Here is a 12,435-nt window from a genome sequence, read left to right as displayed (position 1 = left end):
ACCAGTCACGAGAGGACCCCACATGACCAGCATCGTCGTCTTCGGCGGCACCGGGTACGCCGGCTCCGCCATCGTCCGCGAGGCCCTGTCCCGCGGCATCGCCGTCACCGCCGTCGCCCGCGACACCTCCAAGCTCGACGCCGCCGAGGGGCTCACCCTCGCGCAGGGCGACGCCTTCGACGCCTCCTTCGTGGCTGACGTCACGAAGGACGCCGACGTCGTCATCGTGTCGCTGTCGGCGGTCCAGGCGGACGGCAGTGAGCTGAAGGACAAGTTCCAGCACTTCGTCGACGCGGCGGCCGCTGCCGGAGCGCGGCTCGGCATCGTCGGTGGTGCGGGCTCGCTGCTCGTCGCCGAGGGCGGCCCGGCGCTCGTCGACACGGCCGAGTTCCCGGACGAGGTCAAGCCCGAGGCGAAGAGCCACGGCAAGATCCTCGAGGCGCTCCGCGCGGGCGACCACACGGGCGACGTCGACTGGTTCTACGTGAGCCCGGCCGCGGCCTTCGGCAGCTGGAACCCCGGCGAGCGGAAGGGCACCTACCGCACGACGGACGACCTGCTCCTCACCGACGCCGAGGGCAACTCGGACATCTCCGGCGCGGACTACGCGATCGCCGTCGTCGACGAGGTCGAGCGCCCGGCGCACCACCGCGCCCGCTTCGGCGTCGCGTACTGACGCTCGCGGCGCCGCCTCGGCGGCGTCGTCGAACCACGGAACCGACGTCGAACCAGTCCCCGCGGCTGGTTCGACGTCGGTTCCGTGGTTCGGTCCGGGGCAGGGCGACGTCGCGGCCGCACCGCTGACGGACGGGAGGCACGGGGCGGCCCGGCACCGCGCCTCCCGTCCGGTGGGTGGTGCTGCGTGCTCCCGCACCACGGCAGGCACGTCGCGCCACGTCGTCCCGTGGCGCGACGTGCCTCCCGTTGGTCCTGCCGCCGCAGCGCGCGCCGCAGCGCGCGGCGCTACCGGTGCCCGACGATCGCGGGGACCGGCAGGTGGTGCCGCATCCGGACCGCCAGGTGCAGCCCGCCGCGCCGCGCGAGCACGAGCCCGACGACGACCGCCGCCACCGCGGGCACGCCCCCGGCGACGACCATCCCGACGTGCGCCCCGAAGTGGTCGACGACCTGGCCCATGACCGGACCACCGATCGCCTGGCCGCCGAGCAGCACGAGCACGTAGAGCGACATCACCCGACCGCGGATCGCCACGTTCGACGACAGCTGCACGAGCGAGTTCGAGGCCGTCATGAAGAGCAGCTGCGACATGCCCACGGCCACCAGCGCGGCCGTGAAGGGTGCGATCACCGGGATCGAGCCGGACAGCACGAGCAGCACGCCCGTCCAGAAGACCCCGCCGACGATGGTCCGCAGCCGGACGACCGCGCGCCGGGTCGACAGCAGTGCCCCCGCCAGCGCACCGACGGCGACCGCCGAGTTGAAGACGCCGTAGCCGCCCGCGCCGACGTCGTACACCTCGGAGGCGAAGGCGGACAGCAGCACCGGCATCGTCAGCGCGAAGACCGAGAAGAACGCCATGAGGACGACCGGCACCAGGATCGTCGGCTTCCGCACGGCGTAGCGCAGCCCCTCGACGAGCTGGCCCTTCGAGCGCGGCGCGGGTGGTGTCCGGTGCAGGTCGGCGGTGCGGAGGAACCCGAGCGTCACGACCACCGCCACGCAGGCGACGGCGTTCACCCCGAAGGACCACCCGGCGCCGACGGCGACGAGGAGGGCACCCGAGAGGGCCGGGCCGATCATGCCGCCGAGCTGGAACACGCTCGAGTTCACGCTGATCGCGTTCCGCAGGTGCTGGTGCCCGACGATCTCGGTGACGAAGACCTGGCGGGCGGGGTTGTCGATCACGGTGACCACGCCGACCAGGAACGCGATGACCCAGATGTGCCACGCCTCGACCACCCCGGTGAGCGTGAGCACGGCGAGCAGCGCGGAGAGCAGGGCGAAGGCCCCCTGCGTGATCATCATGAGCGCCCGCTTCGAGAACCGGTCGACGAGCACCCCGCCCCAGAGCCCGAACAGCAGCATCGGCGCGAACTGGCAGGCGACGGTGATGCCGACCTGCGCGACCGACCCGGTGAGCTGCAGGACGAGCCAGTCCTGGGCGATGCGCTGCATCCACCCGGCGGTCATCGCGACGAGGTTCGTCGCGGTGAACAGGCGGAAGTTCGGCACGGACAGGGCGATGAGCGTGTGGCGCCACGGCGGTCGGTCGGCCTGGATCGGGAGCGGTTCGGTGGGTGGGGGGAGGGTCGTCGATGACGCACTCACGGTGGTGGGGCTCCGGATCGTCGGGGGCGGTTTCGTTCCCCTGCGAAACTACGTGGTGCCGACCCATTCGACACCCCTATGGTGGCTATCAGTCCATTGCGATGTCGAATGGCCGGTCGGACGACCCGGTCCCGACGGGAGGTCCACCGTGCTCGACCCGGTCCTGCTCCGCACGTTCCTCGCGGTCGCCGAGACCGGCAGCTTCACGCTCGCCGGTCAGCGCCTCGGCATCAGCCAGCCGACGGTCTCGCAGCACGTCCGGCGGCTCGAGACGGCGGTCGCCCGCACCCTCGTCGCCCGGGACACCCGCGGGGTCGCGCTCACCGACAACGGCGACGCGATGGCCGGTTTCGCACGGTCGATCCTCGCGGCGCACGCGACGGCCGACGCCTACTTCTCGGGTGCGGCGACCCGGGGCCGTCTGCGTTTCGGGGCGGCGGACGACCTCGCGATCACCCAGCTGCCGCGGATCCTCCGCGACTTCCGCCGCCTGCACCCGCAGGTCAACCTCGAGCTCACGGTGAACCAGTCCGCGCCGCTGCTCCGCCGGGTGCACGCGGGTCAGCTCGACCTGGTGTTCATCAAGCAGACCGCGGGGGAGTCCGCCGAGGGCACGCGCGTGGCCACCGACCAGATGGTGTGGATGGCGCAGGACGGCATCGCCCTCGAGCGGGACGAACCCGTCCCGCTCATCGCCTACCAGGCGCCGAGCATCAGCCGACAGATGGCGATCGACGCCCTCGAGGCCGCGGGGCGCACGTGGCGGATCACCTGCAACACGCGCGACGTCAACGGGGTGCTCGCCGCCGTGCGGGCCGGCATCGGCGTCGCGGTCTTCCCGCACTCGCTCATCCCGGCCGACCTCGTCAAGGTCTCGCAGCGCCTGTCGCTGCCGGACCTGCCCGCCGTCGACTACGTGCTCATCGCCAACCCGACGGTGCAGCGGGAGCCGATCGACGCCCTGACGAGCGCGATCCTGTCGCGCGGGGTCGTCCGCGCGGTCTGACGCGGCGGTCCGGGGCGCTCTGACGCGGACCCGCCCGCGTCTACGGCGCGACGATCGGCACGACGCCGGTACCGGTGAGGTCCGGCAGCGTCACGCCGGCGAGCGGCAGGAGCGCCGTCGCGAGCGCCCAGAGCAGCACGAGCGTGCCCACCCCGCCGAGCACGGCGCCGAGCAGGGCGACCGGTCGCTGCCACGCCGCCGAGGAGCTGCGCAGCGCCGTCCCCGACAGCATGAGGGCGAGCACACCGAGCACCAGCCCGGTGGCGTGCAGGGTCGCCGGAGCGGTGAACCACCAGGCGGCCAGCCCGAGGGCGCCCGCGCCGGTCACCGCGCCGAGGACGGCGGCCGGGGTGGCACCGATCGCGGTCCGGCTGCGGTCACGGGACGCTCGACCCGCGGCCGGGAGGCCCGTCGCGCCCTGGTCGGGTCCGCTTGCCTCCGCCTCGGTCGGATCCACCGACGGTGTTCCGGCCTCGTCGTCGGCCGTGGCGGCGTCCGCGGGGGCGGCGGAGCCGTCCGCGGTGCTCGGCGACTGCGACTGCGGAGTCGGTGCCAGCGGAGCGATGATCGCGTCGAACGGCGTCGTCGCGGGGTCGGCCACGACGGGCTGCGGTGCCTGCTGCCGGGCGAAGCGCGCGGGCGTCCGGTAGCCGATCGGCCCCGAGGGCTCCGGCTCGGTGCCCTCGACGACGACGTGCTCGAGACCGGGCACCGAGAAGCGCGGCTGCCCGACGACCGGGGCGGCCGGCGGAGCGGGTCGTGCCGCGACCGGGTGCGTGACGGCGGGGTGGGTCGGGTCGGTCGGGGGCGTCAGCGGTGCACTGGTGGCCTCGGCGGGCGACACGGGCAGCGGGGCGGTGTCGAACGGGGCGACCTGCACGGCGGGGGACGTGGGGGCCGGCGGGAGCAGGTGCTCCTGCGGCGGGTAGTCGGGCACGACGACGTCGCCGTCCGGCAGCGGACCGGTCAGGACCCCGGGCAGCGTGCCGGCGGGCGCGACCGTCGCGACGGCGGCGGGTGCGGGACCGTCGGCGACCGTGTCGGCGGCCGACGGGTGCGCGGCGGAGGTGGGACGGGCCTCCCGGCCGACGTCCCCGGTCGTGTCCTCCGGGGGCGCGACGACCCACGCGGGGACCGCTCGACGCGGCCGGTCCCGGTCCGACATGCGGTGCAGCGCCACTTCCGTGCTCCCTCGGTCTGCTGATCCATCGTCAGTTCTATCCGTCCGCATGCACCGGGGCGCAGCCCCAGTTCCGGGGGTGTGTCCGGGAGACGTCACGGGCGGCCCCGCACGGCGCCGTCCGGCTGTGCGGAGCCGCCCGGGGCTCCTGGTGCTGCGGCGACTACATGTCGCGGTAGCGCTTCGCCTCGGCGAGCTTCGCGCGCAGTTCGTCAGCCGTGAAGCGCGTCACGTAGCCGGGGGTGTCGCGCTGGATGCGCCACCCCTCGGCGAGCGGACCGGCGTCGACGACGTCGAAGCCGAACGCGTCGATCAGGTCGGACACGACGCGCTTGGCGTCGGCGTCGTCACCGGCGACGACGAGTGCGCGACGGTCGGCGGTGCCGGCCGGGGTGGCCTCGTCGGTGAGCGCCGGGGCGGCGATGTGGTTGAACGCCTTGACGACCCGGGCACCGCGCAGGTGGTCCTGCAGGAGCTCCGCGGTCGTGGTGGTCTCGTCGTCGAGCGCCGCGATGTGACCGTCGCGCTGCGGGTAGTAGTTGTTCGTGTCCACGACGACCTTGCCGACGAGCGGCTCGACGGGGATCGTCTCGATCGCGGCGAGCGGGGTGGTCACGACGACGATCTCGCCGGCCGCTGCCGCCTCGTCACGGGTCGCCGCGCGGGCACCGTCGCCGAGCTCCGCGACGAGGTCCTGCAGCGTCTCCGGTCCGCGCGAGTTCGCGATCACGACCTGGTGGCCGTGCTGCACCGCGAGGCGTGCGAGCTGGGATCCGATGTTGCCTGCTCCGATGATGCCGATGGTTGTCATGGCACCGTGCAACGCGCCTCCGTGCGGCGCATTCCCCGCGGGTGCATGATGGCGCCATGGCCCACGAGTTCCGCGACGAGACCGACCGCGACCGCTACGCGATGTACGTCGACGGCGAGCTCGTGAGCGTCCTCGACCGCCGGGCCACCGACGACGCGGTGTCGTTCCCGCACACGTACACGGTGCCCTCGCACCGCGGCCACGGCTACGCGGCGCAGCTCGTCGAGCACGCCGTCGCGGACGTCGAGGCCCGCACCACGAAGCGCATCGTGCCGATGTGCTGGTTCGTCGGCAAGTGGTTCGACGAGCACCCCGACAAGGCCCACCTCCTCAGCCGCGGCACGGCGGACTGAGACCCACCCCGACCGGCCGCAGCGTCGCGGTCGGCCCGTCCCGCTCGGAGACACCATGCCGACGATCACCCCGTTCCTCTGGTACGACGACCAGGCCGAGCAGGCCGCGACGTACTACACGGAGCTCTTCCCGGACAGCCGGGTCGACAGCGTCGCCCGCACGCCCGACGGCACCGCGCTCGTCGTCGAGTTCACCCTGCTCGGCCAGCCGTACCGCGCGATGAACGGCGGCCCCGGGCACCCGCACACCGACGCCGTCTCGTTCCAGGTCGACGTCGACACGCAGGACGAGCTCGACCGGGTCTGGGACGCGCTGCTCGCCGACGGCGGTCGGCCGCTCGCCTGCGGGTGGCTCCACGATCGCTGGGGCCTGGCGTGGCAGGTGACCCCGTCGATGATGGGCGACCTGATGACCGGCGGCGGCGACCCCGAAGCGAACGCCCGGGTCTTCGCCGCGATGCGCGACATGGTCAAGCTCGACATCCCGGCGCTCCAGGCCGCCGCGGCGGGCCGCTGAGTCCGACCCGAGCACGCCCGCCGGTACAGTGGCGGGACCCGACCAGCGCCGGGGACCCGGCGCCCGCAGTGACAGGCTGGAGACCGCGATGAGCAGCCCGGGCCCGGACGTCCGCAACGCCGACATCGGACGCGCCTACACGGAACTCTCGCGCATCACCCGACGCGCGAGCATCCGCGCACGCGGCGACGACCTGGTGCTCAGCGTCGTCGACCAGTCGCTCGTGGACTTCGTCGTCGAGCACCCCGGGTGCATGGCGATCGACATCGCGCGGTACCTCCGCCTGAACCGCTCGACCATCTCACGGCAGCTCTCCGGCCTGCTCGCCGCGGGCCTGGTCCGCACGACGGACGGCGGCTCGGGCAACGCGAAGCCCCTCGAGGTCACCGACGCCGGCCGCGCTGCCCTCGAGCGCTCGGTCCGGTTGCACCGCGACGCGCTCGAGGAACGGCTCGCCGAGTGGTCCGACGACGACATCGCGCTCCTCGCCGGCCTGCTCGAACGGCTCGGCGCCGCCGACGAGGCGGGCCTGCCCATGCCCGCGCGCGCCGCCGAGCGGGACCCCGCCGCGTCGTGACGACCTCGTTCGTCCTGCTCTCCGACACCCACCTGCCGAAGCGCGCGAAGGACCTGCCGGCACCGCTCTGGGCCGACGTGGACACGGCGGACCTCGTCGTGCACGCGGGGGACTGGGTCGACCTCGCCACGCTCGACGCGGTGCAGGGCCGTGCCCGCCGGTTCGCGGGCGTCCGCGGCAACAACGACGGCCCGGCGTTCGACGACCGCCTGCCGCTCGTGGCGCGCTTCACCGTCGAGGACCTGCGCTGGTCGCTGGTGCACGAGACCGGTGCCGCGACCGGGCGGGAGCGCCGGGCGGACGCGGCGCACCCGGACACCGACGTGCTCGTCTTCGGGCACTCGCACATCCCGTGGGACTCCTTCGCACCGTCGGGGATGCGGCTGCTCAACCCCGGGTCGCCGACGGACCGACGGCGGCAGCCCGACTTCACCTGGATGCGCGGCACGGTTGACGGTCGCGACCTGACGGTCGAGCTGGTCCGGTTGCGGCCGGCCGCGCGCTGACGGACGGGAGGCGCGGGGCGGGCCCGCCGGGTGCCTCCCGTCCGTCCCGTGGTGCGTCCACGGCGCGGGTGCTCCGGTCAGGCCGGCTCCTCCGCCGCCTCCGACTCCGCCGCCGCGGCCTCCGTGGGCATCCGGAAGAACGCGGCCTCCCACTCGGTGGACCGGCGGAAGGCACGCGTCATCCGGCCGCGCTCGTCGGGGTCCGCCGCGGCCGCGAGCTCCTCGACGATCGCGGTCGCCTCGGCGCTCGCGGCCGCGAACCCCGGGTCGCCGTACGCCCCGAGCCAGTCCGCGAAGGGGTGTCCCTCCGGCGCCTGCCCGAGTCGGGTGCCGACCCACGCGTACACCCGGAAGCACGGCAGGACGGCGGCGGCGAGGACGGCGGCCGAACCCGAGTCGGCCGCCTCCTGCAGGTGCGCGAGGTAGCCGGCGCACGTCGGGTGGACCGGGTCCTCCGCGTGCGAACCCGCCAGGCGGCGGTGGTGCAGGTCGCGGGCCTCGTCCGCGCAGCCCTGCGCCGCAGCCGCCCAGGAGGTGCTCGCCGACCCGGCCGACACGTCGGCGAGCCGGGCGAGGTGCCGCTCGTAGGCCCGCAGGTAGTGGAGGTCCTGCGCGAGGTACCCGGCGAACACGTCCTCGTCGAGGGTGCCGTCGCGCAGGGCGACCAGGAAGTCGCACGCCAGGACCTCGTCGAGCGTCGCCGCCACGTCGTCCCACCAGCGGTCCGTCCAGACCACCGGCGGCCGGGCGGCACGTGCCGCCGCCCCGTGGTCGACCGGCCCGTTGCCCGTACCGACGTGCAGGGCGTCGGAGCCGCGGAGCGCCGCGGTCAACCAGGTCTTCGCACCGCCGACCGCCAGTTCCCAGTCGCCGGCGTCCGCGGCGAGCGTCGCGATCGCGCTCGACAGGGAGCACCCGGTGCCGTGCGTGTTCGTCGTGTCGACGCGCGGCGCGGTGAAGGTCCGGGTCGTGCCGTCGGGTGCGACGAGCACGTCGTCCGCGGTCGGCCCGTCGTCGTGCCCGCCCTTCGCCAGCACCAGGACGTCCCACCGTCGGGCGACGAGCAGTGCGCGGTCGGTGGGCGTGCGGTCGGTGGTCGTGCGGTCGATCGTCCCGGACGCTCCGGCGAGCACGGCCAGTTCGGTCAGCTCGGCCCGGTTCGGGGTGACCAGGTCGGCCAGGGCGAACAGGTCGCCCATCGCCGTCGCGGCGGACGGGTCGAGCAGCCGGTCGCCGCTCGTCGCGACCATCACCGGGTCGACGACGACCACGGGCGGACGGTGCTCGCGGAGCCACGCGGTGACGGTGCGGACGACCTCGGCGGTGCCGAGCATCCCGATCTTGACCGCATCGACGACGACGTCGTCCGACACCGCGTCGAGCTGCGCCCGCAGGAACGTCGGATCGGGGACGTGCACCGAGCGGACACCGTGCGTGTTCTGCGCGACGAGTGCCGTCACGACGCCCATGCCGTACCCGTCGAGCGCGGCGATCGCCTTGAGGTCGGCCTGCAGCCCCGCGCCGCCGGTCGGGTCGGTGCCCGCGATGCTGAGCACGCGGGGGACGCTCCCGGTCACCGGAGCGTCCACGCGTCGACGTGTGCGGCCGCGGCCGCGTAGGGGTCCGCTGCCGCGCAGATGCCGGACACGACGGCGACCCCGGCGGCGCCCGCGGCCCGCAGGGGTGCGACGTCCGCCAGCGTGATCCCGCCGATGGCCACGCACGGCACGCCGGAGCGGCGGGCCAGCGCGGCGATGTCCGCGAAGCCCGCGTGCCCGAGTGCCGGCGGGTGGTCCGCCTTCGTCGTCGTCGGGTGGACGACCCCGACCCCGAGCAGGTCGACCGTGCCGCGGGGGAGCCCCGCGACGACGGCGACGTGCGCCGGGGCGTTCGCGGTCAGCCCGACGTGGGCGTCCGGACCGAGGAGCGCCCGCGCGGCCGTCACCGGGACGTCCGACTGTCCGAGGTGCACCCCGGCCACCCGGTGTCCGCTGTGCCGTGCGGCGAGCGCGACGTCGAGGCGGTCGTCGACCACCACCGTGGCCCGGTCGCCCACGGCGTCCGCGACCGCGGCGACGAGCGCGAGCAGGTCCCGAGCGGAGGCGTCCTTGTCGCGGACCTGCACCGTCCGGACCCCGGCGGCCACGGCGGCGCGGACGACGCCGAGCACACCGAGTCCGTGGCGGTCGGCGAGCGGCCCGTCGGTCACCAGGTAGACGCCGACGTCCGTCGTGGCGCTCACGCCGACACCGCCGTCGGCTCGGTCGTGATCCGGGCCTCGCGGACCACGTCCTCGGGCGCCAGGGTCGCGAGCCGGTCGAGGAACAGCGGCTGGAAGGTGCCCGGTCCGCCGGCGTCGCGGGCGGCGAGCTCGGCCGCGATCGTGTGGACCGCGGTCGCGGCGACCGCGGCGGCACCCGGGTCCTCCGGGGCGACCGCGGTGAAGGCCGCGACCACCGCGCCGAGGGCACAGCCGCCGCCGGTGATGCGGGTCAGCAGCGGGGTGCCGTTCGCCACGCGGACCACACCCGTGCCCGGCGCGACCAGCAGGTCGACGGGACCGGACACCGCCATGGCGCCCACGGTCCTCCCGTCCGTCGCCGCGACCGCGGCCGCACGTGCGTCGTCCGGACCCGCGGTGCTGTCGACCCCGCGCCCGCCGGCGGACCCGCCGAGGAGGGCGAGGACCTCGGACGCGTTGCCGCGGAGCACCCTCGGCCGGAGCGCGAGCAGGTCGCGGGCCAGGGCCGTGCGCACCGGCAGCGAGCCGACCGCGACGGGGTCGAGCACCCACGGGGTGCCGGCGTCGTGTGCCGCGTGCGCGGCCTCGAGCGACGCGGCACGCGGTTCGGGGTGGGGCGTCCCGGTGTTGACGAGCAGGGCGTCGGCGACCCGGGCGAACGCGCCGGCCTCGGTGGTGACGTCGACCATCGCGGCGGACGCCCCGAGCGCGAGGAGGACGTTCGCCGTGACGTTCTGCACGACGGTGTTCGTGATGCACTGCACCAGGGGGCCGCGGGCACGCACCCCCTCGAGCAGCGCGGCGGTGCGGTCGGCCCAGTCCGGGGACGGGGGTACGGGCGCAGCAGTGTGCATGGACGATCCCTTCGCGAGTACGAGCTCGAGCAGGTTCGACGGGTGTGATCTCAGCCGCTCGGTGCGGCACCCCGTGTCTCGGTCGTCACCGTACACGACGTCCCGTGACACGTCGCGCGACGTCGTGCGGGGCGGATCCGGACATCGGGCGGGTGCCGTGTGCCAGGGTTGACGGGTGCCTGCTGCGACCCCTCCCGGCCCTCCGACCGGTCCCCGCGACCCCGGCGACGCCTGGGCGTACGGCCCGGACGGGACGAAGGCCTGGGGCCGCTTCGGCGCGGCCGGGCTGCTCGTCGACGACGGGGCCGGGCGGGTGCTGCTCCAGCACCGCGTCGAGTGGAGCCACCACGGGGGCACGTGGGGGATCCCCGGCGGTGCGCGGCACCAGGGCGAGGACGCCGTCGCGGCGGCGCTCCGCGAGTCCGCCGAGGAGGCGGGGGTGCCCGAGGACGGCATCGCACTCCGGCACGCGGCGGTGCTCGACCTGGGCTTCTGGACCTACACGACCGTCGTCGGACGGGCACGCGAGCCGTTCGAACCGGTGATCGCCGACCGGGAGAGCCTCGCGCTGTCCTGGGTGCCGGTCGCCGAGGTGGACGACCTGCCCCTGCACCCGGGCTTCGGGGCGTCCTGGGCGGCGCTGCGCGCATCGATCGCGACCGTGCCGCACGTGGTCGTCGACGCGGCCAACGTCGTGGGCAGCGTGCCCGACGGCTGGTGGCGCGACCGAGCGGGTGCCGCGGACCGGCTGCTGTCCGCCGTGACGGCGCTCGCCGCCGTCGGCACCGACGCGGACGGGCTGGGGCTGCCGTTCGCCCGGTGGTGGCCCCGGTGGACCGTGGTGCTCGAGGGCGCGGCGCGGGCAGCGGGCGTCGGCACCGACCCGGGCCGGGCCGGCGGCGTCGCGACGGGTGCCGCGGTCGAGGTCGTGCGTGCGGCGGGATCGGGCGACGACGCCGTCGTCGCGGCCACCCGGGCGGCGGTGGAGGCCGGGAACGCGCCGGTCGTCGTGGTGACGGCGGACCGCGAGCTCCGGGCGCGCGTCGAGGCCCTCGGCGCCGAGGTCCGCGGACCGGGCTGGTTCCGGGACCGGACGGCGTCCGTCGGGGCCTGAACACGACGTCACCGCGCGCGACGCCGTCCACCCCGTGCGGGACGCCGTCCGTCCCGGGGACGCACACGGTCGTGTGACGTGATGTTCACACGCCACCCGGACAGGACCGGGAGCCGGACGGATACGCTGGCACCCACGTCAACGGAGACGTACTGATCAGGAGGTCACGATGGAGCGTGTCACCAGAGCCGACGACCGCGTCCACCGCCCCGCGGGGCCCTGGACGCCCACGGTGCACCGGCTGCTCGCCCACCTGCACGAGCAGGGGTTCGTGGCGGCGCCGGAGCCCATCGCCGTCGGGGACGTCCTCGAGACGGTCACCTTCGTCCCGGGCACCGCGGGCAACTACCCGTGGAGCACCGAGATCGCGAGCGAGGCGGCCCTCGTCACGAGCGCACGACTGCTGCGGCAGTACCACGACGCCGCGGCGACCTACCCGCGGTCCGGGGACACCGACGTGTGGTCGCAGGCCGAGCGCCTGCCGGTCGAGACGATCGTGCACGGGGACTTCGCGCCGTACAACTGCGTGTACGACGGCATCGCCGCCGTGGGGCTCATCGACTTCGACACGGCGCACCCCGGACCGCGCGTCTGGGACGTCGCGAGTGCCGTCTACCGCTTCGCGCCCTTCACGACGGGGCTCGTCGAGGGCAGCACCGCGCCGGGCCTCGACGAACGGCTCGACCGGGCGGCGGAGTTCTGCCGCGCCTACGGCCTCGACGACCGGTCGCGTGGCGTGCTCGTCGAGACGATGACCGCGTCGCTCGTCGCCCTCGTCACGACGATGGAGACCGAGGCCGCAGCCGGCAACCCCAAGTTCGTCAGCGACCTCGAGCACGGCCACGCCGACCTGTACCGGGCGGACGTCGCCTGGCTCGAGGCGCACGCCGAGGACGTCCGCGCGGCGGTCACCGCCCGCTGACCCGGGCTGGTCCGGCACTCCTTCCGGACCCGTCGAGACGCCGTCGGACTGTCGAGACACCTGT

Annotated in this window: 14 protein-coding genes and 1 riboswitch; of the genes, 8 read left to right on the top strand and 6 right to left on the bottom strand. The window is 74.9% G+C overall.

All coding sequences use genetic code 11. The annotated features are described in order from the left end of the window. Nucleotides 1-22: 22 nt before the first annotated feature. A complete protein-coding gene (locus AB0N84_RS06215; protein ID WP_363544421.1) occupies nt 23-676 on the top strand; it encodes an NAD(P)H-binding protein in 654 nt (217 codons plus the stop codon). 287 nt (nt 677-963) lie between these two features. Here the strand turns inward: AB0N84_RS06215 and AB0N84_RS06210 are convergent, their stop codons facing one another. Next, the gene (locus AB0N84_RS06210; protein WP_182046315.1) at nt 964-2,289 is read right to left on the bottom strand and encodes an MFS transporter; all 1,326 of its coding nucleotides are present in this window, start codon (nt 2,287-2,289) and stop codon (nt 964-966) included. 148 nt (nt 2,290-2,437) lie between these two features. Between AB0N84_RS06210 and AB0N84_RS06205 the strand changes: the two genes are divergently transcribed. Continuing rightward, a complete protein-coding gene (locus tag AB0N84_RS06205; protein WP_069711201.1) occupies nt 2,438-3,295 on the top strand; it encodes a LysR substrate-binding domain-containing protein in 858 nt (285 codons plus the stop codon). 40 nt (nt 3,296-3,335) lie between these two features. On the opposite strand, the gene AB0N84_RS06200 is transcribed toward AB0N84_RS06205, so the two are convergent. Together AB0N84_RS06200 and AB0N84_RS06195 are read right to left on the bottom strand one after the other, a co-directional pair. After that, complete coding sequence (locus AB0N84_RS06200; protein WP_363544418.1) at nt 3,336-4,475, bottom strand: hypothetical protein; 1,140 nt, start codon at nt 4,473-4,475, stop codon at nt 3,336-3,338. A gap of 163 nt (nt 4,476-4,638) precedes the next feature. Next, entirely contained in the window at nt 4,639-5,286 is a 648-nt protein-coding gene (locus tag AB0N84_RS06195) for an NAD(P)-binding domain-containing protein (protein WP_182046313.1), read from the bottom strand. A gap of 41 nt (nt 5,287-5,327) precedes the next feature. Here AB0N84_RS06195 and AB0N84_RS06190 point away from each other — a divergent pair, with 41 nt between their 5' ends. From AB0N84_RS06190 to AB0N84_RS06175, 4 genes are all read left to right on the top strand, one after another. Next, nucleotides 5,328-5,639 carry a GNAT family N-acetyltransferase gene (locus AB0N84_RS06190; RefSeq protein WP_353062841.1) on the top strand — a complete coding sequence of 104 codons (312 nt, stop codon included), beginning with the start codon at nt 5,328-5,330 and terminating at the stop codon, nt 5,637-5,639. 55 nt (nt 5,640-5,694) lie between these two features. Then, complete coding sequence (locus tag AB0N84_RS06185) at nt 5,695-6,156, top strand: VOC family protein (RefSeq protein ID WP_363544415.1); 462 nt, start codon at nt 5,695-5,697, stop codon at nt 6,154-6,156. Nucleotides 6,157-6,244: 88 nt separating this feature from the next. Beyond that, the gene (locus tag AB0N84_RS06180; RefSeq protein WP_363544413.1) at nt 6,245-6,733 is read left to right on the top strand and encodes a MarR family winged helix-turn-helix transcriptional regulator; all 489 of its coding nucleotides are present in this window, start codon (nt 6,245-6,247) and stop codon (nt 6,731-6,733) included. Next, nucleotides 6,730-7,239, top strand: a complete 510-nt coding sequence (locus tag AB0N84_RS06175) for a YfcE family phosphodiesterase (protein ID WP_363544411.1) — start codon at nt 6,730-6,732, stop codon at nt 7,237-7,239. Before AB0N84_RS06180 ends, AB0N84_RS06175 begins: the two co-directional genes overlap by 4 nt. A 77-nt stretch (nt 7,240-7,316) precedes the next feature. On the opposite strand, the gene thiD is transcribed toward AB0N84_RS06175, so the two are convergent. From thiD to thiM, 3 genes are all read right to left on the bottom strand, one after another. Further along, entirely contained in the window at nt 7,317-8,795 is a 1,479-nt protein-coding gene (gene thiD / locus AB0N84_RS06170; RefSeq protein ID WP_363544409.1) for a bifunctional hydroxymethylpyrimidine kinase/phosphomethylpyrimidine kinase, read from the bottom strand. Nucleotides 8,796-8,812: 17 nt separating this feature from the next. Then, complete coding sequence (gene thiE, locus AB0N84_RS06165; RefSeq protein WP_363544407.1) at nt 8,813-9,481, bottom strand: thiamine phosphate synthase; 669 nt, start codon at nt 9,479-9,481, stop codon at nt 8,813-8,815. Beyond that, nucleotides 9,478-10,335: a hydroxyethylthiazole kinase gene (gene thiM, locus AB0N84_RS06160; protein ID WP_363544405.1), complete on the bottom strand. Its 858-nt coding sequence runs from the start codon at nt 10,333-10,335 to the stop codon at nt 9,478-9,480. The genes thiE and thiM overlap by 4 nt, the downstream gene beginning before the upstream one ends. After that, a riboswitch (TPP riboswitch) is annotated at nt 10,324-10,419 on the bottom strand. (Overlaps the previous gene by 12 nt.) A gap of 91 nt (nt 10,420-10,510) precedes the next feature. On the opposite strand from thiM, the gene AB0N84_RS06155 reads away from it, so the two are divergent. After that, the gene (locus AB0N84_RS06155; protein ID WP_363544403.1) at nt 10,511-11,449 is read left to right on the top strand and encodes an NUDIX domain-containing protein; all 939 of its coding nucleotides are present in this window, start codon (nt 10,511-10,513) and stop codon (nt 11,447-11,449) included. Nucleotides 11,450-11,618: 169 nt separating this feature from the next. Beyond that, on the top strand, nt 11,619-12,371 hold the full coding sequence (locus AB0N84_RS06150; RefSeq protein ID WP_182046305.1) for an aminoglycoside phosphotransferase family protein: 753 nt from the start codon (nt 11,619-11,621) through the stop codon (nt 12,369-12,371). Nucleotides 12,372-12,435 lie beyond the last annotated feature (64 nt).

It is taken from the genome of Curtobacterium sp. NPDC089185 (assembly GCF_040685235.1).
GTDB lineage: Bacteria > Actinomycetota > Actinomycetes > Actinomycetales > Microbacteriaceae > Curtobacterium > Curtobacterium citri.
The sequence above is the reverse complement of the archived record's forward strand: the minus strand, read 5'-3'. Positions and strand labels throughout refer to the sequence as shown.